The sequence below is a fragment of the Lysobacter sp. GX 14042 genome, assembly GCF_021390425.1.
In the GTDB taxonomy this organism is placed as follows: domain Bacteria; phylum Pseudomonadota; class Gammaproteobacteria; order Xanthomonadales; family Xanthomonadaceae; genus Novilysobacter.
The window spans coordinates 1-20241 of the sequence record NZ_JAJUWY010000002.1 but is presented as its reverse complement, the minus strand read 5'-3'; the positions used below and the strand labels follow the sequence as shown (position 1 = coordinate 20241).

The window sequence follows — 20241 nt, the reverse complement described above, 5'->3', positions numbered from 1 at the left end:
GGTGCTGGAAAAAAGAAGGCCGGGCAATGCCCGGCCTTCGCATGTCACGCCCGCCGGACTCAGGCCTGCTTGCGCGGGCCCTCGCGCAGTGCGCGGCCGACCATCTCCACCAGCAGGTCCAGCTCCTCGCTGGTCATGGTGAAGGTGGGGGTGAAGCGCAGCGAGTTGGTGCCGCCGTGGATCACGCCGATGCCGTGGCGGCGCAGCCACTCCTCGGTGGAGTCGGCGCCGAAGCACTTGAACTGCGGGGCCAACTCGCAGGAGAACAGCAGGCCGGTGCCCTGGACCTTGGTGATCAGCCCGCCCAGTTCGTCCTTCAGCTTCTCCAGCTTCCCGATGGCCTCCTTGCCGCGCACGCGGATGTTCTCGCGCACCTCGTCGGTGACCAGCGCCAGCACCGCGCTGGCGGTGTCCAGGCCGCGCGGGTTGGCGGTCATGGTGTTGCCGTACAGGCCCTTGCGGTAGCAGCCGGCGGCACGCTCGCTGACGGCCAGCACCGACAGCGGGAACTGGCCGGCGTTGAGCGCCTTGGAGAAGGTCTCCATGTCCGGCGCCTCGGAACCCTCGAAGCCCGGGTAGTCGACGATCGACAGCGTGCCGGTGGCGCGCAGGCCGGCCTGGATCGAATCCACCAGCAGCAGCGAGCCGTGGTCGCGGGTCAGCTTGCGGGCCAGGTTGTAGAACGCGACCGGCACGCTGCGGCCCGGATCGCCTTCACCCATCACCGGCTCCAGGAACATCGCTTCGATGAACCAGTTGTTGGCCGCGGCGTCATCAAAGACCTTCTGCAGGGCGGCCTCGTCGTACGGTTCGATGGCGATGACCGTGTCCTCGCCGCGGTAGCTGGCCAGGTACTGCAGGTAGGTCTTGCGGGTGGAATCGGAGTACAGCGCGGGACGGTCGGTACGGCCATGGAAGCCGCCCTTGACCACCACCCGCTTGATCACCGCCCCGGCGTGCCGGCCACCCTCGTCGGTCATCGCCTTGGCGTTGGCATCGGCGATGCGCGCGGCCAGGGTCACCGACTCGGAGCCGGAGTTCAGGCACAGGAAGTTGCTGTAGGGGCACTCGCGGCCCAGGCCGATGGCCGCGCGGATCGCGCGCTCGAAGCGCAGCTGCGAAACGCTGGGGGTCATGATGTTGGCCAGCGCCTGCGGGCGCGACATGGCTTCGATCACCGCGGCCGGGGCATGGCCGAAGCCGAGCATCCCGTAGCCACCGGAGTCGTGCAGCACCGCGCCCTTGAGGGTGATGATCCAGGGGCCGCGGGCGGCCAGCGCCACGTAGGGGTTCACCGCATCGTCGGGATAGAAGTTGACGAAGCCGGCCTGTACCCGCCCGACCTGCTCGCGCTCGTCCAGGTCCAGCAGCTCGGCGAACTCGTCCTTGACGCGCCCGTACTGCTCGACGGCGGCCTCGGCAGCCAGCTGCAGGTCCGGGTTTCCGGCGAAGCGGGCGAGGGTGGCGTCGTCGAGGCCAGGGGTCAGGCGCTCGCCGCCGTGGGCGCGCAGCGGGCGCAGCCGGGTGGCGATGGTGTTGTCTTGGGCGTTGCTGGACATGTATCAGGCTCCTCCGGGAATGGGTGCCGGCGCCGGGCCGTCGCGGGACGGGCCGCCGAACGAAAACGCGCGGCACGCGCCGCGCGTCTGCAAACGCTTTATGGATCAATCATTTGCGCGATTCTACCACGTGCCGCCAGCGACTATAAAGCCGCCCGCCGCTAGACTGTCGCGCCCTGGAATCCCGGATCCGGCCCCCCTGCCGCGGGCCGGGCCGCCACGACCTTGAAGAAATCCGACTTCACCTACGACCTGCCGCCGGAACTGATCGCCCAGGCGCCGCTGCCCGAGCGCTCCGCCAGCCGCCTGCTGGTGGTGCCGCCGGCGCCCGGCGGACTGCTGGACCAGCAGGTGCGCGACCTGCCGCGGCTGCTGGAGCCGGGCGACCTGCTGGTGTTCAACGACACCCGGGTGATCCCGGCGCGGCTGTTCGGCCACAAGCAGACCGGCGGCCGGGTCGAGATCCTGGTCGAGCGGCTGCTGGACGGGAACCAGGCGCGGGCGCAGCTGGGTGTCAGCAAGTCGCCGAAGCCCGGCGCGGTGATCGAGCTCGATGCTGGCGGCACCGCCGAGGTGACCGGCCGCGACGGCGGGTTCTACGTGCTGGCCTTCAGGGTCGGCCGGCCGCTGCAGGAATACCTCGAGGATGCCGGCCGGCTGCCGCTGCCGCCGTACATCCAGCGCGAGCCGGACGCAGCGGACACCGACCGCTACCAGACCGTGTTCGCCCGTAACGCCGGCGCGGTGGCGGCGCCGACCGCCGGGCTGCACTTCGATCCGGCGTTGCTGGAGGCGCTGGCCGCGCGCGGCGTCCAGACCGCGCGGGTGACCCTGCACGTGGGCGCCGGCACCTTCCAGCCGGTGCGGGTCGAGGACCTGTCGCAGCACGTGATGCACGCCGAGCGGATCGAGGTGGAGGCCCCGCTGGTGGAGCAGGTGGCCCGCACCCGGGCAGCCGGAGGCCGGGTCATCGCCGTGGGCACCACCGTGGTGCGCGCGCTGGAGAGCGCGATGCAGCCCGGTCCGGGCAACCCGCATGGCGGGCTGCGGCCTTTTTCCGGTGAAAGCCGGCTGTTCATCCTTCCCGGTTACCGGATCCGCTCGGTCGACGCGATGCTGACCAACTTCCACCTGCCCGAGAGCACCCTGTTGATGATGGTTTCCGCATTCGCCGGCCGCGACCGGATCGCGCAGGCGTACCGCCACGCGGTGGACGCGCGCTACCGCTTCTTCTCCTACGGCGACGCGATGCTGCTGTTCCCGGAGGACCGGGCATGAGCCGCATGTCGTTCGAACTGCTGGGCACCGACGGTGCCGCGCGGCGTGGCCGGCTGGACTTCCCCCGTGGCAGCGTGGAGACCCCGGCGTTCATGCCGGTGGGCACCTACGGTTCGGTCAAGGGCGTGCTGCCGCAGCAGCTGCGCGACATGGGCGCGCAGATCATCCTGGGCAACACTTTCCACCTGTTCCTGCGCCCCGGCCTGGAGGTGATCGGGGCGCATGGCGGGCTGCACGGCTTCGCCCGCTGGGACGGGCCGATCCTGACCGATTCCGGCGGCTTCCAGGTCTTCTCGCTGGCGCACAAGCGCAAGATCACCGAGGCCGGCGTGCACTTCTCCGCGCCGATCGACGGCCGCCGGGTGTTCCTGGGGCCCGAGGAGAGCATGCGGATCCAGAAGGTGCTCGACTCGGACATCGTGATGATCTTCGACGAGTGCACGCCGTATCCGGCCAGCGAGGAGGTGGCGCGCACCTCGATGGAGCTGAGCCTGCGCTGGGCCGAGCGCAGCAAGCGCGCCCACGAGGGCAACGACGCCGCGCTGTTCGGGATCGTCCAGGGCGGGGTGCATCCGCAGCTGCGCAGCCGTTCGGCGGCCGCGCTCGTGGATCTGGACTTCGATGGCTACGCGATCGGCGGCCTGGCGGTCGGCGAGCCGGAAGCCGAGCGCAACGCGATGCTCGAGCACACCTGTCCGCAACTGCCGGCCGACCGGCCACGCTACCTGATGGGCGTGGGTCGCCCAGAGGACCTGGTGGAGGGCGTCGCCCGCGGGGTCGACATGTTCGACTGCGTGATGCCGACCCGCAACGGCCGCAACGGCCACTACTTCACCTCGACCGGCACGCTGCGCGTGCGCAACGCGAAGTACGAGCACGACCTGCGTCCGATCGAGGAGGGCTGCGACTGCCAGGCCTGCGCCGGGGGCTTCAGCCGCGCCTACCTGCGCCACCTGGACCGCTGCAACGAGATGCTCGGGCCGATGCTGGGCACCCTGCACAACCTGCGCTACTACCAGCGGCTGATGGCGCAGGTGCGCGAAGCGGTCGCCGCGGGGAACTTCCGCGCGTTCCGGGAGTCCTTCTATGCGGCACGCGGCGCAGAACCGCCGCCGCTGGTCGCCGTGGCATAATCGGCGGCTTGTCTTTTCCCGACCCGAGTCCGCCATGACCCTGCTCGACTTCTTCATCGCCCCCGCCCACGCGGCGCCTGCCGCCCCCGGTGGCGGCATGGGCACCCTGCTGTTCCCGATCGCCCTGATTGCGATCATGTACTTCCTGATGATCCGGCCGCAGATGAAGCGCGCCAAGGAACACAAGGCCCTGCTCGAGAAGCTCGCGCGCGGCGACGAGGTCATCACCAACGGCGGCATCGCCGGCACGATCAATGAGATCGGCGACAACTTCATCGTCCTGGAAGTGGCCGAGAACGTGCGCATCCGGGTGCAGAAGGGTTCGATCGGCAACGTGCTGCCCAAGGGCACCCTCAAGTCGGCCTGACGGCCGCATCCGGCCCCCGGCGCTGCCGGGCGGCCGTTCCGCACTGATTCAATCGGGCGGCCGGCAGGTCGCCACAGGGGCGTTGCGATGCTGACCTACTCGCGCTGGCAATACATTCTCATCCTGCTGGTCCTGATCTTCGGCGTGGTCTACGCGCTGCCCAACGCGTACCCGCAGGATCCGTCGGTGCAGGTCACCGCCGACCGCGGCGGGGTCGTGGACGAGGCCCTGCGCAGCCGCGTGGCGGACGGCCTGGAGCGCGCGGGCGTGAGCCCGCGGGCGATCGACCTGGGCGAGGACAGCCTGCTGGTGCGGCTGGACGATCCCGACGAGCAGGGACGGGCGGCCGACGCGCTGCGTCCGGTGCTCGGCGACGACTACGTGGTGGCGCTGAGCCTGGCCTCGACCGTACCCGGGTGGCTGCAGGCGCTGGGCGCCGATGCCATGCCGCTGGGCCTGGACCTGCGCGGCGGCGTCCACTTCACCATGCAGGTCGACCAGCAGGCGGCACTGGACAAGCGCATGGACGCGACCGCCGAGGACCTGCGGGTGGTGCTGCGCGACAAGCGCGTGCGCTACCAGTCGGTGACCCGGCGCCCGGGCGGCAACGAGCTGCTGGTGACCCTGGCCGACGCGGCCGATGCCGGCAGTGCCCGCGCCGCGATCCTCGGCTCCGACCCGACCCTGCAGATGTCCGGCTCCGGCAGCACCCTCACCGTGCGGATGTCCGATACCGAACTGGACCAGATCACCGCCGATGCCATCGAGCAGAACATCGGCACCCTGCGCAACCGCATCAACGCCCTGGGCGTCTCCGAGCCGGTGATCCAGCGCCAGGGCAACGACCGCATCGTGGTCCAGCTGCCCGGCGTGCAGGACACCGCCCAGGCCAAGCGCATCATCGGCGCCACCGCGACCCTGGAGTACCGCGCCGCACTCGACGGCAACGCCTATGACGCGATCGCCACCGGCAACGTCCCTCCGGATGCCCGCGTCTACTACCGCAAGGAAATCGGCCCGGACGGCAATCCGATCCCGATCCTGCTCAGCCGGCGGGTGATCGCCACCGGAGACCAGCTGGTGCATGCCAGGTCGCAACTGGATCCGCAGTCGGGGACGCCGTCGGTCTCCGTCACGCTGAACAACGCCGGCGGCCAGCGCATGTTCGACTTCACCAGCCAGAGCGTCGGCAAGCCGATGGCGGTGGTGTTCATCGAGCGCATTCCCGAGGTGCGCATGGTCAACGGCGAGGAGGTGCGCACCACCCGCGTCAGCGAGGAGGTCATCTCGGTAGCCAACATCAACGGCGTGTTCGGCAAGGAGTTCCAGACCACCGGCCTGGACAGCATGAAGGAAGCCGCCGACCTGGCCCTGCTGCTGCGCTCGGGTTCGCTGGCGGCACCGATGATGTTCGCCGAGGAGCGCGTGGTCGGCCCGAGCCTGGGCGCCGAGAACGTGGAGCGCGGCGTGACCGCGGTGAAGTACGCCTTCGTCTTCACCCTGGTCTTCTTCCTCATCTACTACCGCATGTTCGGCATCATCACCTGCGTGGCGCTGCTGATGAACCTGCTGGTGCTGGTGGCGATCATGTCGATGTTCGGCGCCACCCTGACCCTGCCGGGGTTGGCGGGCATCGTGCTCACGGTGGGCATGTCGGTCGACGCCAACGTGCTGATCAACGAGCGGATACGCGAGGAGTTGCGGGCCGGACTTCCGGCAAAGGCGGCGATCGCGGCCGGCTACGACCGCGCCATGGGCACCATCGTGGATGCCAACATCACCACCATCCTTGCGGGCGTGGCGCTGTTCGCCTTCGGAACTGGCCCGATCAAGGGGTTCGCGGTCTCGCTGATCGTCGGCATCGCGGTCTCCATGTACACCGCGGTTTCGGCCTCGCGCGGCTTTGCCACGCTGATCTACGGCGGCCGCCGCAAGCTCAAGACCGTCGCGATCTGACCGGGAGCCAGCAATATGAAGCCATTCAACGTGTTCCCGTACGACAGCCGCATCGACTTCATGCGGATGGGCGGCGTCTCGATCTTCCTCTCGGTGCTGCTGGTGGTCATCTCCCTTGGGGCGATGGGTTACAACACCATCCGCGACGGTGCGCCGTTCAACTTCGCCTTGGACTTCACCGGCGGCATGGTCTCGGAGATCCGCTTCGACCAGCCGGTGGACGTGGACGACGTGCGTGCCAGGCTCGATGCGGCCGGCCTGGACGGCGCCCAGGTCCAGACCTTCGGCTCGGGCAACGACCTGCTGATCCGCCTGCGTCCCTCGGGCGGGGAAGCCGGAGGCGCCGCACAGTCCGAACTCAACGACCGCACCGCGCGCGAGGTCACCCAGGCGCTGGCCTACCCCGACAACCCGGGCCGGGTCATGCGCAACGAGTTCGTCGGCCCGCAGGTCGGGCGCGACCTGGCACTCAACGGCATGTGGTCGATCATCTTCGTGGTGGTCGGCTTCCTGATCTACATCTCGATGCGTTTCGAGCGCAAGTTCGCGATCGCCGCGGTGCTGACCTCATTGCACGACATCATCGTGGTCGCCGGCTGGTTCGCCATCACCGGCCACGAGTTCGACCTGACGGTGCTGGCCGGCCTGCTGTCGGTGCTGGGCTTCTCGATCAACGACACGATCGTGGTGTTCGACCGCATCCGCGAGAACTTCCGCGGCATGCGCGCCAGTGCCTCGGAGATCATCAACGCCTCGATCAACCAGACCCTGTCGCGCACCGTGATCACCTCGGTGGCCTCGCTGCTGACCATGCTGGCGCTGTACTTCTACGGCGGCGGCTCGCTGGCCGGCATGGCCGAGGCGATGATCATGGGCGTGATCTTCGGCACCCTGTCGTCGATCTTCGTCGCCGCCCCGCTGCTGGAACGCGGCGCGCTGCGGGTCACCAAGCAGGACCTGATGCCCAAGGCCAGGGACGACGCGGAGCTGGCACGCCGGCCCTGATCCGGGGCCGGTGGCCGTAGGGCGCAATAGCCGCCCTGCGGCGTATTGCGCCGTAATGCCGTTTGGGCTTGTGCCTGTTTCCGGTTATTTCGCGTCGAACGCCGATGCGTATCCCGTGGACACCAGCCGCTGCTGCAGCAGCGGGCCGACCTTGACGTTCGCGGCCATCAGCGGGCGGGTGTCGGGGCCGGCGGCGTCCATGCGCGGGGTGCCGTTGCCGCGGTAGTCGCAGACCATGCCTCCGGACTCGCGCACCATCAGCGCGCCGGCCGCGATGTCCCAGGGCTTCAGGCCGGCCTCGAAGTAGGCGTCGGCGCGTCCGCAGGCGACCCAGGCCAGGTCCAGGGCGGCCGAACCGAAGCGGCGGATCTCCTCGATCTCGAGCATCAGCGTGTCCAGGGCCTTGAGCTGCGCGGAGGCACGCTTGCGCTCGCGCGGCGGGAAGCCGGTCAGGATCATCGCCCCGTCCAGGTCCTTGCGGTCGCCCACGCGCACGCGCTTGTCGTTGAGCGTGGTGCCACTACCACGGCTGGCGGTGAACAGCTCGTTGCGCAGCGGGTCGAACACCACCCCGTGCAGCGGCTCGCCGTTCTCCACCAGCGCGATGGAGACGCAGAAGTGCGGGATGCCGCGCAGGTAGTTGCTGGTGCCGTCGAGCGGATCGATCACCCAGGTGAAGCGGCTGTTGCCGCCGCGGCCCTTCATCTCGCCGCCTTCCTCCCCGAGGATCGCGTAGTCGGGGGTCGCCCGGCGCAGTTCGCGGACGATCTCCTTCTCGGCCAGCGCATCGACCTCGCTGGCGAAGTCCATCCGCGCCTTCTCCACCACGTTCAGGGCGTCGAGCCGGTTCATGTGCCTCAGCAGCACGTTGCCGGCGGAGCGGGCGGCCTTGACCATGAGGTTGACGGCGGGTTTCTGCATGGCGTGGGGCCTCTGCCTGGTGGAGTGGGGACGGGGAAAAGAGCGTGGGTGGCCTCCTGGAGAGGCGACCGCCGGCGTCGGGGCCGGCCGCGCAGTTTACCATTGCGCCATGAATCCCGACCCCGCCAGACACGCCTCCCGCCTGCGCATCGTGCTGGTCGGCACCCAGCACCCCGGCAACATCGGCTCGGCTGCCCGTGCGCTCAAGACCATGGGCCTGGCACGGCTGGTGCTGGTGGCGCCGGAGAAGTCCCCCAATGCCGAGTCCAGTGCGCTGGCGGCCGGTGCCGACGACGTGCTGGACGCCGCCGCCGTGTACCCGGACCTGGCCGCCGCGGTCGCCGACTGCCGGCTGGTGCTGGGCTGTACTGCGCGCAGCCGCCGGGTCCAGCTGGAGGAGCTGCTCCCGCGCGAGGCGGCCAGTCGTGCCGTCGCCGAGGCGGCCGCGGGCGCGGAAGTCGCCCTGGTGTTCGGGCGCGAGCGTACCGGGCTGGACAACCACGAGCTGCAGCTGTGCCATGCCGCGGTGCACATCCCCGCCAACCCGGACTACAGCTCGCTCAACCTGGCGGCGGCGGTGCAGGTCCTGGCCTACGAGCTGCGCCTTGCCCTGCTGGACGATGCCGGCCCGACGGGCCAGGCGGAGCCGCGCGACCCGCCCGCGGCCCATGACGAGATGGAAGGCCTGTTCGCCCATCTGTCGCAGACCCTGGAGCAGATCGACTTCCACAAGGGCAGGGCGCCGGAGTCGGCGATGCGCAAGCTGCGCCGGATGTTCCTCAGGGCGCGCCTGGACCAGCGCGAGGTCCGCCTGCTGCACGGCATCCTCGCCGACGCCGAGCGGATGGCGATGCTGGCCGGCCGGCGCTGAGCTGCGCCCGCCGCTCAGACCACCAGGTCCAGCAGCGATGCGGCCCAGGCGGCGACCTGCCCGGACAGCAGCGCGGAGGCGCCCACCGCCAGCACGCCCAGGGTCCATGCCACCGCCATCAGCCGGCCGTCGCGCTCCAGCAGGGCAAGTGCGAACAGCAGCAGGAGCAGGCCGAATACGTAATTGGTGAACGGAATCGGCAAGGCCAGCAGCAGGCCGAGCAGCAGCAGCAACAGGCCGGTCCAGGCGGTCGCCAGGCGGTGGTCGAGCAGTTCCGGGTTGCGCGGGCTGATGTGTTTTTCCAGTCGCGCCAGCCACGGCGAGATGCGGTCGCGGAACCGGCGCAGGGAGCGCCGCTTCGGCCCGCGGCGGCCGATCGCGCCCGGCACCCAGGGCACGGGCCGGCCGAGCAGCAACTGGGCGCCGATCAGCATCACCAGTGGCCCGCTTGCCGCGCCGGCCAGCCCCGGCACCGGGATGAAGGCGGGCAGGGTGGCGATGAACAGCAGCATGCCGAACGCGCGCCGCCCCAGGCCGCCGAACACCTGCCGCAGATCGACCACCTGCGCCGGATCGCCGCCGTCGGCCAGGGCATCGAGCAGGGCGCGGGTTCCGGCCTCGTCGCGACCCGGGTCAGGCGTCGTCGTCATCGCCGCGCCCGTCGTCATGGTCGACGCGGTCCAGCAGCAGCTTGTCGATGCGCGGGCCGTCCAGGTCGACCACTTCGGCCTTCCAGCCCGGCCACTCGAAGCAGTCGCCGACGTTGGGGATGCGCCCGATGTGCGCGATCACCATGCCGGCGGCGGTGTGGAAATCGTGCTCGTCGACGCCGGGAACCGGACCGCGCAGCAGCTCGCGCAGGTCGTCCAGGTGCAACGAACCGTCGATCAGCCAGCTGCCGTCGGCGCGCTGGACCACCGGTCCGCTGGCCTGTTCGCTGTGCTCGCCCACGGTGGCGGCGCCGATGCCGACCTGGGTACGGCCGATCACCGCGCCCATCACGTCGTTGACCGTGACCACCCCGGTGACATCGCCGTACTCGTCGACCACCAGCGCCAGCGACTGCTGCTCCTCGCGCAGGATCTCCAGCAGCTTCAGCGCGTGGGTGGATTCGGAGACGAACAGCACCTCGCGCATGTCGCCGAACAGGTCGATCGGTACCCCGGGCTCCAGCGCCCGCAGCAGCGACTTGGCCTCCACCACCCCGACCACGGTGCGGTCATCGCCGCGATAGACCGGGAAGCGCGAGAACGGGCTCTCGCGCATGGTCGCCAGGTTCTCCTCCAGTGGCGCCTCCGCGTCCAGCCAGGTGATCCGGGTGCGCGGGGTCATCAGGCTGTCGGTGGTGCGGTCGCCCAGGTCGAGGACCCGGTTCATCATCTTGCGCTCGTCGGCATCGATCACGCCCTGCTCGTGGCTTTCGCTCACCAGCAGGCGGATCTCCTCCTCGCTCACCGCCGAGGCCTCGGACTTGTCCAGGCCGAGCAGCCTCAGCAGGCCGCGAATCGAGCTGGTCAGCAGCCACACCGCCGGCCGTGCGATCCAGGCCACCCAGTGCATCGGCACCGCCACCGCGGTGGCCAGGCGCTCGGGGGCGAGCAGCGCCAGGCGCTTGGGCAGCAGTTCGCCGAAGACGATGCTCAGGTAGGTGATCAGCGCGATCGCCAGCAGCGTGCCGACCAGCCCGGCGTAGCTGCCCAGCGCGGGCATCGACACCGCCAGCCACTCACCGATGATCGAGCCGATCGCATCGCCACCGAACATGCCGGTGAGGATCGCGATGAGGGTGATGCCGACCTGGACGGTCGAAAGGAACTGTTCGGGATGCTCGGCCAGCTCGAGCGCGCGCTGTGCCTTGCGGCTCCCGGTGCCCATCTGGCGCAGCCGGGGCTTGCGCGAGGTGACGACCGACATCTCCGACAGGGCGAAGAAGGCGTTCAGCGCGATCAGGACGAGGACGATCAGGAACTCGAGCATGGCGCGAGCGTCCTGTGGTCAGCGGGAGTTCCGGCGCGCAGGGCGCCGCGGCGAGATCGTGGGTCGTCGTCCATGTGCGGGCGTGGGGAAGGGGGCGCCCCTCGGGCGTGCGCGAAGTCTAGCAGCCGACCGTGCAACGCCGCCCGTGAACGGGGTGTACTGGGCGTGCCGGCAACGAAACCGTCATAATCCGCGCCTGTCCGTGGCCGACCGGCCGCTCCCCGGGGGTCCCATGTTCTCGCTGCAAACCATCTTCGGCCAAGGCAACCAGTTCTACACGCTGCTGGAAGAGTCGGCGGTCGCCGCCCACGACAGTGCCCACGCACTGCACGAAATGCTCCGGGTGGCCGATCGCCAGCCGGCGCTGGACGCCTTCAAGCTCGCGCGCCTGCAGCAGCGCGACGTCTCGGCCAAGATCAGCCAGGAGCTGGTCGACAGCTTCATCACCCCGATCGAGCGCGAGGACATCGAGGCGCTGGGCTCGGCGCTGTACAAGATCCCCAAGCAGGTGGAGAAGTTCGCCGACCGCTATGCGCTGGCGCTGCAGCACCTGGAGCACATCGACTTCACCCCGCGCGCGGCGATGCTCGAGCAGGCCGCCGAGGTGGTGGTCGACATGGTCCGGCAGCTGCGGCACATGAAGCTTGGGCCGATGAAGCAGCTCAACGACAAGCTGCGCTCGCTGGAGAACGAAGCCGACCGGCTGATGCTCGAGCTCTACCGCGACATCTACTCGGGCAAGCTCGACCCCCTGCAGATGTTCCTGCTCAAGGAATTCTTCGAGATCCTCGAGAAGGCCATCGACCGTTGCCGCGAGGCCGGCGTGGTGGCCTACGAGATCGTGCTGAAGAATTCCTGAGGCCGCGCCGATGCTAAGCCTGGTCATCGTCGTGATCCTGGTGGCACTCGCCTTCGAGTACATCAACGGCTTCCACGACACCGCCAATTCCATCGCCACGGTGGTCGCCACCAAGGTGCTCTCGCCGATGCAGGCGGTCACCATGGCCGCCAGCATGAACCTGCTGGGCGCGCTGGCCGGCACCGCGGTGGCCAGGACCATCGCGTCGGGACTGATCGACATGGGCGTGGTCGAGGTCGGCTCGCAGCTGATCCTGTGCGCGCTTGCCGGCGGCATCGCCTGGAACCTGATCACCTGGTGGCTGGGCCTGCCGTCCTCGTCCTCGCACGCGCTGATCGGCGGGCTGATCGGCGCCGCGCTGGCGGCCTCGGGCAACAACATCGCGGCGATCATCTGGTCCGAGCCGGCCGAGCCGGTCTGGCAGAGCGCCGGCGTGCTGTGGAAGGTGGTCGTCCCCATGGTCACCTCACCGGTGCTGGGGTTCATCGCCGGTTTCCTGGTGATGGGCGTGCTGTTCGCGATCATTTCCGGCATGGCCAGTGCGGGCGGGCTGCTGGCGCGGCTGGCACGCCCGCGCTGGGTGAACGGGCTGTTCGGCAAGGCGCAGATCGTCAGCGCGGCCGGCATGGGCTTCGCCCACGGCATGAACGATGCGCAGAAGACCATGGGCATCATCGCCCTGACCCTGGTGAGCGCGGAGGCCACCGGGCTGCTGGCCGACCTGCCAGCGCTGCTGGCCTTCCTGCATCCCTCGCCGGAGGCGCTGGCCGAGGGCGACATCGACCTGTGGATCAAGGTCACCTGCGCGCTGGTGATGGCGGCCGGCACCGCGGCCGGCGGCTGGCGGATCATCAAGACCCTCGGCCACAAGCTGGTCAAGCTGCACCCGATCCACGGCTTCGCCGCCGAGACCAGCGCCGCCTCGGTGATCCTGGCCGCTTCCTCGCTGGGCATCCCGGTCTCGACCACCCACAACATTTCCGCGGCGATCATGGGCGTGGGCACCGCCAAGCGCTTCAACGCCATCAAGTGGACGGTGGTGGAGCGGATGATCTGGGCCTGGATCCTGACCATCCCGATGGCCGGTGGCTTCGCCTACCTCATGTTCCGCGTGCTGCACGTGGCCGGGCTGGTCTGAGCGGTGGACGAGCGCGCCCGGCAGCGGATTCTCGCCGCGGTGCGCGCTATCCCGGCCGGCGAGATCGCCGGCTACGGTGAGGTGGCCCGGCGCGCCGGCCTTGCCGGACGCGCCCGGCTCGCCGCGCGGGTGCTGGCCGGCAACGACGATCCGGCGCTGCCGTGGCACCGGGTGCTGCGTGCCGATGGCCGCATCGCCTTTCCCGCCGGCTCGGCGCAGCACGAGGAGCAGTGCCGCCGCCTGCGCGCCGAGGGCGTCCGGGTCGAGGCCGGACGGGCGTGCGGCCAGCGCCCGGTGGCCAGTCTGGACGAGCAGGTCTGGGGTCCCTGAGCCACTGTCACGAGCCGGCGGCGTGTCCGGCCGGTACCATTGCGCGAGCTGCGAAGGAGCCGCGATGTTCTCCAATCTCCCCCCCGTCACCAAGGCGCTGCTGATCGCCAACGCTGCGGTGTTCGTGCTGCAGTTGCTGCTGGGTGATTTCGCCCTGGCGGCCTTCATGCTGTGGCCGCTCGGTGCAGGTACCGGCGCACCGGCGCCGTACGAGTTCCTTCCCTGGCAGCTGCTGACCTACGGCTTCATGCACGGCAGCTTCGGCCACCTGGCCTTCAACATGCTGGCGCTGCTGATGTTCGGCGCGCCGCTGGAGCACGTCTGGGGCGAGCGCCGGTTCCTGACCTACTTCCTGAGCTGCGTGGCCGGGGCGGCGGTGTGCCAGCTGGCGGTGGGCTGGTGGACCATGTCGGCCGGCGGCCCGGCGTACCCCACGGTGGGCGCCTCGGGCGGGGTGTTCGGGCTGCTGCTGGCCTACGGCATGCTGTTCCCGCACCAGCGGGTGATGCTGTTGATCCCGCCGGTGCCGATGAAGGCGCGCACGCTGGTGATCGTCTACGGGTTGATCGAGCTGCTGCTGGGTTTCAGCGGCTGGCAGCCGGGGGTGGCGCATTTCGCCCACCTGGGCGGGATGCTGTTCGGCTGGCTGCTGATCCGCTACTGGCGCGGCCAGCCGCCCTTCGGCGGCCGTCGCGGCCCGCCGAAGATCCGGATCGTGCGGTAGGGCGCAACAGCCGGAGGCGTATTGCGCCCGGCTCCATCACCGCGCCGGCCATACCTGCAACTGTTCTGCCGGCGCCAGCCGCATCGGCGTCGAAGCCTTGCAGCCGAAGGTCTCGCCGAACGCGGCCAGGTTCATCAGCGGGCCATTGCTGCGCCACTGCCCCGGTGCATGCACCGAGGTGGCGGCGCGGCGGGTCGCCTCGGCGGTCGACAGCTGCTGCGGCCACAGGCCGGCCCAGGCGGTGAAGAAGCCCTGGCGCGCCTCGCGTGGCAGGTCGGACCCGGTGGCCTCCAGGGCTTCCCAGGCCAGCTGCACGCCGGCCAGGTCGGCGACGTTCTCGCTGGCGGTCAGGTTCCCGTCGACCTTGCGTCCCTCCAGCCCGGGCCAGTCGTGGCGGCCGTACTGGGTCGCCACCTGCCCGGCGAAGGCACGCCAGGCCTCCAGTTCGGCCGGGCTCCACCACTCGCGCAGCGCGCCGCCGGCATCGACCATGCGGCCATGGATGTCGAAGCCGTGGCTGAGCTCGTGGCCGACCAGGGCACCGTAGCTGCCGTACTGGCCGGCGATGTCCGCAGCGGGATCGAGGATCGGTGACTGCAGGGCCGCGGCGGTCACCACCAGCCGGTTCTGGGCCAGGTCATAGGCGACCGAGGCCTGCTGCGGCAGCACGTTCCAGCGGCGATCGGCGTTCGCCTCGCCGATCCGGCGCATCTGCTCGCGGTGGTGCCAGGTGGAGGCGATCAGCATGTTGCCGCCGAAACTGCCGCGGCCCATCGGCTGGACGGTGTAGTCCAGGTCACGGGTGGGGGTGCCGACCTCGATCTTGAGCTGTTGCAGCTTCGCTGCCGCCTCCGCCTTTGCCTGGGGGCCCAGGCGCGCATCGCGCTGCAGCGCCTGTCCCAGGGAGTCGCGCACCGCCTGGGCGATCTCCACCGCGCGCTGGCGGGTGGCCGGCTGGACGTAGCGGGCGGCGTACTCGCGGCCCAACATCGGTCCGGCGGCGAGGTTGACCGCATCCAGCACCTGCTGCTCGCGCGGCAGCGGCGCCTGCTGGCCGGCCAGCACCCGGCCGCGGAAGTCGAAGTGGATGCCGCGCCAGGCCTCGGACAGGTACGGCGCCATGGCATCGCCGACCCGCCAGCGCAGGTAGGCGCGCCACTGCTCGGCCTTCAGGCCGCTGGCCATCGAATCAAGCGCGGCAAACAGGGTGGGATTGGCCAGCGACACCACGTCCGACTCCACGCCCTGGGCCTGCAGGAACTGCGCCAGCTGCAGGTTGGGGTAGCTGCCCGCCAGGCTGTCGACCTGCACCAGGGCATAGCTCGAGCCCGGGTTGCGCAGCAGGCTCAGCGGCCGCGAAGCCTTGGCGATCCGCGTCTCCAGGTCGACCACCAGATCGGCCTCGCGGCCGGCGCGGCGCTCGGGGGTGCCGGTCAGCACCAGGACCCGGCGCACGTACTCGTGGTACTGCGCCATCAGCGCCGTGGTAGCGGCGTCATCGCGGGTGTAGAAGGCCGGGTCGGGCAGGCCGAGCCCGCCCTGGGCGAAGTAGCCGATGTGCCGCTGCAGGTCCTGCAGGTCGACGTCGGCGCCGAAGTTGAAGCCCACCGGGATGCCGACCTGGTGGAGGGCGGCGAGGGTGGGCGCGATGTCGCGGGCGCGGCGGATGGCGTTGATGCGCTCGAGCAGTGGCCCGAGCGGCTGTGCGCCATCGCGCTCGACCTGCGCCTCGGACAGGCCGCTGGCCCAGAAATCGCCCAGCAGCTTCTGCACCTCGTTTTCCGGCGACTGCATGGCCGCGTTGAGCAACGCGACCTGCTGTCCGCGCACCCGCGCCTCCAACTCGCCCAGGGCGGTCACCGCATCCTGGCCTTCCGCCAGCGCGTGGTTGGCCAGCCAGGTGGCGTTGGCGTGGGCGTGGAAGTCGGTGCACGCCTCGACGGCGTGGGACGGGAGGGTGGCCAGTGCGGCGAGCAGGCCGGCGGTGATGGCGCCGGCGAGGGGCTTGCGGAGCATGCGCGAAGTCCGTGGAAAAGGTGGGCCGGAGTCTAGCCGGTGGGGCGTGAGGCGGCGTGTGCCCAAGAAAAAGGCCCGGAAACCTGCGTTCCCGGGCCTTTTCGTCACCGCTGTACCGGTGCGGTTACCAGATCACGACCTGCTGGTCGCCCTGGCGCACCATCGGCTGCCCCGGCTTGCACTCGAACGCGGCCGCGAAGGCCGGCAGGTTCGACGGCGCCCCCATGGCGCGGAAGTTCGCCGGCGCGTGCGGGTCGGTCTGCAGGCGCACGTCGAGCTCCTGGTCGGTGAAGTTGCGGCGCCACACCGTGGCCCAGTTGGCGAAGAAGCGCTGGTCGCGGCTCATGTCGTCGGTCATCGGGTCCTCGGTGCCCCGGGTGGCTTCCTTCATGGCGTCGTAGGCCACCGCCAGGCCGCCCAGGTCGGCGATGTTCTCGCCCAGGGTCAGGCTGCCGTTGACGTTCTTGCCCGGCCTGGCCTCGTAGGCGTCGAACTGGGCGACCAGCCTGTCGGTCAGCGCCTTGAACCCGGTCGCATCCTGCTCGGTCCACCAGTTCTCGAAATTGCCGGTCGGCCCGAAGCGGCTGCCCTGGTCGTCATAGCCATGGATCATCTCGTGGCCGATCACCGCGCCGATGCCGCCGTAGTTCATCTCCGGGGTCGCATCGGGATCGAAGAACGGCGGCTGCAGGATCGCCGCCGGGAACACGATCTCGTTGGCCAGCGGGTTGTAGTAGGCATTCACCGTCTGCGGGCTCATGCCCCACTCGGTCTTGTCGACCGGCTCGCCGATCTTGGACAGGTTCCACTTGTAGTTGAATTCGTTGGCGGCCATGACGTTGGCGATGTAGCTGTCGCGGTCGGTGTCCAGCCCGCTCCAGTCGCGCCACTTGTCCGGGTAGCCGATCTTCGGGGTGAAGCTGGCCCACTTCTCCATGGCCTTGGCCTTGGTCTCGTCGGTCATCCAGTCCAGGCCCTCGAGGCGGGCCTTGAGGGCGTCACTGAGGTTGCCGACCAGCTCTTCCATCTGTGCCTTGGACTCGGCCGGGAAGGCGACCTGCACGTACAGCTGGCCCAGCGCCTCGCCCACCTCGCCGTTGATGGCGTCGAGCACCCGCTTGCCGCGCTCCTTCATCTCGGCCTGGCCGCGCAGGGTGGCGCTGTAGAAGTTGAAGTGTTCCCGGGCGAACTCGTCGGCCAGGTACGGCGCGGCATTGTCGATGGTGTGGAAGCGCAGGTAGGACTGCCACTGCTGCGCCGGCACGTCGGCGATCATCCCGCTGACCTCGGCATGGAAGTCCGGGATCGCCAGCGAGAACATCTCCGGCTTGTCCACGCCCTGCGACTCGAAGAAGCGGGTCCAGGGGAAGTTCGGCGCCAGCTCGTCGGCCTGCGCCAGGCTCATCGGGTTGTAGAACAGCGAGACGTCGCGCGACATCTCCTCGCTGGACTTGGAAACGCCTGCCAGGCGGGTCTCGAAGGCGACCACGTCGGCGGCCTGGCGCTCGGCCTCGGCGCGCTCGGTGCCCGACAGCGCGAGCACGTTGGCGATGTGCTGCTGGTAGGCCTCGAGCTTGTCCTTCTTGTCGGCGTCGAAGTAATAGCCCTTGTCCGGCAGGCCCAGGCCGCCCTGCATGGCGTAGGCGATGTTCATGTCCGAGTCCTTGAAGTCGGCCTCGGCGCCGAAGCCGAACAGGAAGTTGCGGCCTTCGGATGCGCTCGCGCGCAGATAATCGGCGATCGCCTCCGGGGAGTCGATCGCTACGATCGCGTCGAGTTCCTCCCGCAGCGGGGCGATGCCCTGGGCGTTGATCGCGTCGGCGTCCATTCCGGTGGCCCAGAAGTCGCCGACGATCTTCTCCACCCCATCGGCGCCCTCGTCGGCGGCGGCCTGCTCGGCGAGCTGGCGCTGCGCAGCGGTGGAGCGCTCGGCCAGCATTTCGAAGGCGCCCCAGGAGGTGCGGTCGCCGGGGATGTCGTTGGCCGCCAGCCACTTGTCGTTGACGTAGCCGCCAAAGTCGGTGCAGGCATCGATGGACGGATCGAGGTCGCTGGCGAGGAAGCGGTTCACGCCCGGCAGGGCGGATTCATCGAGGGTGAGCGTCCCGGCATCGGCTGCCGGCCGCGCCGCCTTGCGGTCCGGGGCCTCGGCGTCCTGGCCGGCGCAGCCGGCGACGACACTGGCAATGGCGAGGGACAGCAGCAGGGCTCTTGGCTTGTTGGTCTTCATCGGGGCTCCGGCCGGTTGGCGTTGGGATTGCGGCCTCCGGCGATCGCCGGGACCGCACGACGATACGCCCTGTGCCGCTCCCGCGCCGGGTGTCGGAGGTCATGCCGGCGGCATGCCGACGTGGCGCGCGGATGAACGGGCAGGCGGCCACGCTGGCACGGGTGGCCGCTTTCACGTAGGATTCGCCCGTTCAGCGCACGGCTGCCTACCCCGCAAGGGGCACGTTTCCCAGGTATGCCCTCGCACGGGTTGGCCGATCGGCCAAGACCCCTCGCTCAAAGGCGTGGTCCGGTGCGACTTATCCCGCACGTCTTTCGTTGCGCAGACGCGGTCCGGAGCATCCGGTCCGTTCAATCCGATACCCACGGCGCGGTTCCAGGGAACGCCGTGGGTAACGCCGCATTCGTGCGGTTTCTTCCGTACCGGAGCATTACATGTCGTTTGAAACCCTCGGGCTTGCGCCCGCGTTGTTGCGCGCGCTTTCCGAACAGGGCTACACCAGCCCGACCCCGATCCAGGCCGAAGCCATCCCGCTGGTCCTGGCCGGCCATGACCTGCTGGGCGGCGCCCAGACCGGCACCGGCAAGACCGCCGCCTTCGGCCTGCCGCTGCTGCAGCGCCTGGCTGCGCACACCCCGGCCAAGGGGCCGCGCAAGCCGCGCGCACTGGTGCTGGTGCCGACCCGCGAGCTGGCCGTCCAGGTCGAAGAGAACATCCGCGGCTACGCCCGCCACCTGCCGGTGCGCACCGCCACCCTGTTCGGCGGCGTGGGCATGAAGCCGCAGGTCGATGCCTTGCGCCGCGGCGTCGACGTGCTGGTGGCCTGCCCGGGCCGGCTGATCGACCACATGGGGCAGGGCACCGTGCAGCTGGACGCCATCGAGGTGCTGGTGCTCGACGAGGCCGACCGCATGCTCGACATGGGCTTCCTGCACGCCATCAAGCGGATCCTCGCCAAGCTGCCGACCCGCCGCCAGACCCTGCTGTTCTCGGCCACCTTCGAGGCCCAGCTCAAGCAGCTGGCGCTGCAGTTCATGCGTGAACCGAAGCAGGTCCAGGTCGCCGCCGGCCGTGCCGTCGCCGAGACCATCAGCCACCGGGCCCACCCAGTGGACGCCGCGCGCAAGCGCGACCTGCTGGTCGAGATCCTGTCCTCGCGCCACACCGACCAGGCGATCGTCTTCGGCCGCACCAAGCATGGCTGCAACCGCCTGGCAGAGCAGCTGGAGAAGTCCGGCCTGACCGCGGTCGCGATCCACGGCAACAAGAGCCAGGCCCAGCGCCAGAAGGCCCTCAACGCCTTCAAGGCGGGCAAGGCGCGCGTGCTGGTGGCCACCGACGTGGCCGCGCGCGGCCTGGACATTCCGGACCTGCCGCTGGTGATCAACTACGAGCTGCCGATGGTCGCCGAGGACTACGTCCATCGCATCGGCCGCACCGGCCGCAACGGCGCCAGCGGCGAGGCGATTTCGCTGGTCTCCCACGACGAGGGCGGGCTGCTGCGGCAGATCCACAAGGTGCTGGAAGGCAAGGGCGAGGTCGAGGTGGCCGCGTACGAAGGCTACGAGCCGGCGCAGCCGCTGCGGCTGAACGTGCCGCTGCCCAACCCGCGCCAGAAGTCCGGCGACCGCCCGCCGCGCGCGCAGCGCAACCCTTCGCCGCGCGGCCACACCCAGCCCAAGCCGGCCGATGGCCGGCAGCACACGCATGCCGGTCCCGGTCGCCGGCGTCGCGGTGGCCGGCGCACGAGTGGCTCCGGGGCGTAGAAAAGCGAGGAACGAGGGGAGAGGAATGAGGAACGAGTAAAAGCGGAAAGCGGATCGGCGACTGAGTAAGGGCGCCGTCATCCCCGCGCACGCGGGGATCCAGGCCCTTCT

General features: G+C 69.9%; 17 protein-coding genes. 11 read left to right on the top strand and 6 right to left on the bottom strand.

The genetic code is table 11. From position 1 onward, the window contains the following. Window positions 1-59: 59 nt before the first annotated feature. Window positions 60-1559 carry an aminotransferase class III-fold pyridoxal phosphate-dependent enzyme gene (locus LY625_RS03330; protein WP_233737597.1) on the bottom strand — a complete coding sequence of 500 codons (1500 nt, stop codon included), beginning with the start codon at window positions 1557-1559 and terminating at the stop codon, window positions 60-62. A 225-nt stretch (window positions 1560-1784) separates the two neighbouring features. Here LY625_RS03330 and queA point away from each other — a divergent pair, with 225 nt between their 5' ends. The 5 genes from queA to secF all read left to right on the top strand — a co-directional run bounded on the left by queA (window position 1785) and on the right by secF (window position 7298). Then, window positions 1785-2837: a tRNA preQ1(34) S-adenosylmethionine ribosyltransferase-isomerase QueA gene (gene queA, locus LY625_RS03325; protein ID WP_233737596.1), complete on the top strand. Its 1053-nt coding sequence runs from the start codon at window positions 1785-1787 to the stop codon at window positions 2835-2837. Then, window positions 2834-3970 carry a tRNA guanosine(34) transglycosylase Tgt gene (tgt, locus tag LY625_RS03320; protein WP_233737595.1) on the top strand — a complete coding sequence of 379 codons (1137 nt, stop codon included), beginning with the start codon at window positions 2834-2836 and terminating at the stop codon, window positions 3968-3970. Before queA ends, tgt begins: the two co-directional genes overlap by 4 nt. 34 nt (window positions 3971-4004) lie before the next feature. Beyond that, on the top strand, window positions 4005-4337 hold the full coding sequence (gene yajC / locus LY625_RS03315) for a preprotein translocase subunit YajC (RefSeq protein ID WP_233737594.1): 333 nt from the start codon (window positions 4005-4007) through the stop codon (window positions 4335-4337). A gap of 87 nt (window positions 4338-4424) precedes the next feature. Further along, the gene (gene secD / locus LY625_RS03310; RefSeq protein WP_233737593.1) at window positions 4425-6293 is read left to right on the top strand and encodes a protein translocase subunit SecD; all 1869 of its coding nucleotides are present in this window, start codon (window positions 4425-4427) and stop codon (window positions 6291-6293) included. A gap of 15 nt (window positions 6294-6308) precedes the next feature. Further along, a complete protein-coding gene (gene secF, locus LY625_RS03305) occupies window positions 6309-7298 on the top strand; it encodes a protein translocase subunit SecF (protein ID WP_233737592.1) in 990 nt (329 codons plus the stop codon). Between the two features lie 84 nt (window positions 7299-7382). Here secF and LY625_RS03300 read toward each other — a convergent pair whose 3' ends face one another. Next, the gene (locus LY625_RS03300; RefSeq protein ID WP_233737591.1) at window positions 7383-8219 is read right to left on the bottom strand and encodes an inositol monophosphatase family protein; all 837 of its coding nucleotides are present in this window, start codon (window positions 8217-8219) and stop codon (window positions 7383-7385) included. A gap of 109 nt (window positions 8220-8328) precedes the next feature. Between LY625_RS03300 and LY625_RS03295 the strand changes: the two genes are divergently transcribed. Next, the gene (locus LY625_RS03295) at window positions 8329-9090 is read left to right on the top strand and encodes an RNA methyltransferase (protein WP_233737590.1); all 762 of its coding nucleotides are present in this window, start codon (window positions 8329-8331) and stop codon (window positions 9088-9090) included. Window positions 9091-9104: 14 nt separating this feature from the next. Here the strand turns inward: LY625_RS03295 and LY625_RS03290 are convergent, their stop codons facing one another. Further along, a complete protein-coding gene (locus tag LY625_RS03290; RefSeq protein WP_233737589.1) occupies window positions 9105-9740 on the bottom strand; it encodes an exopolysaccharide biosynthesis protein in 636 nt (211 codons plus the stop codon). Then, entirely contained in the window at window positions 9724-11067 is a 1344-nt protein-coding gene (locus LY625_RS03285; protein ID WP_233737588.1) for a hemolysin family protein, read from the bottom strand. Before LY625_RS03285 ends, LY625_RS03290 begins: the two co-directional genes overlap by 17 nt. A gap of 232 nt (window positions 11068-11299) precedes the next feature. Here LY625_RS03285 and LY625_RS03280 point away from each other — a divergent pair, with 232 nt between their 5' ends. The 4 genes from LY625_RS03280 (at window position 11300) to LY625_RS03265 (ending at window position 14118) form a co-directional block, all read left to right on the top strand. Next, window positions 11300-11926, top strand: coding sequence for a DUF47 family protein (locus tag LY625_RS03280; RefSeq protein ID WP_233737587.1), 627 nt, complete (start codon window positions 11300-11302; stop codon window positions 11924-11926). Window positions 11927-11936: 10 nt separating this feature from the next. Further along, window positions 11937-13064, top strand: a complete 1128-nt coding sequence (locus tag LY625_RS03275) for an inorganic phosphate transporter (protein ID WP_233737586.1) — start codon at window positions 11937-11939, stop codon at window positions 13062-13064. Between the two features lie 39 nt (window positions 13065-13103). After that, window positions 13104-13394 carry an MGMT family protein gene (locus LY625_RS03270; protein WP_233738319.1) on the top strand — a complete coding sequence of 97 codons (291 nt, stop codon included), beginning with the start codon at window positions 13104-13106 and terminating at the stop codon, window positions 13392-13394. Between the two features lie 64 nt (window positions 13395-13458). Beyond that, the gene (locus tag LY625_RS03265) at window positions 13459-14118 is read left to right on the top strand and encodes a rhomboid family intramembrane serine protease (protein WP_233737585.1); all 660 of its coding nucleotides are present in this window, start codon (window positions 13459-13461) and stop codon (window positions 14116-14118) included. Between the two features lie 36 nt (window positions 14119-14154). Here the strand turns inward: LY625_RS03265 and LY625_RS03260 are convergent, their stop codons facing one another. Further along, on the bottom strand, window positions 14155-16134 hold the full coding sequence (locus tag LY625_RS03260) for a M13 family metallopeptidase (protein ID WP_233737584.1): 1980 nt from the start codon (window positions 16132-16134) through the stop codon (window positions 14155-14157). Between the two features lie 124 nt (window positions 16135-16258). Beyond that, on the bottom strand, window positions 16259-18340 hold the full coding sequence (locus LY625_RS03255; protein WP_233738318.1) for a M13-type metalloendopeptidase: 2082 nt from the start codon (window positions 18338-18340) through the stop codon (window positions 16259-16261). 458 nt (window positions 18341-18798) lie between these two features. On the opposite strand from LY625_RS03255, the gene LY625_RS03250 reads away from it, so the two are divergent. Beyond that, window positions 18799-20130 carry a DEAD/DEAH box helicase gene (locus LY625_RS03250; protein WP_233737583.1) on the top strand — a complete coding sequence of 444 codons (1332 nt, stop codon included), beginning with the start codon at window positions 18799-18801 and terminating at the stop codon, window positions 20128-20130. The last annotated feature ends 111 nt before the right edge of the window (window positions 20131-20241 follow it).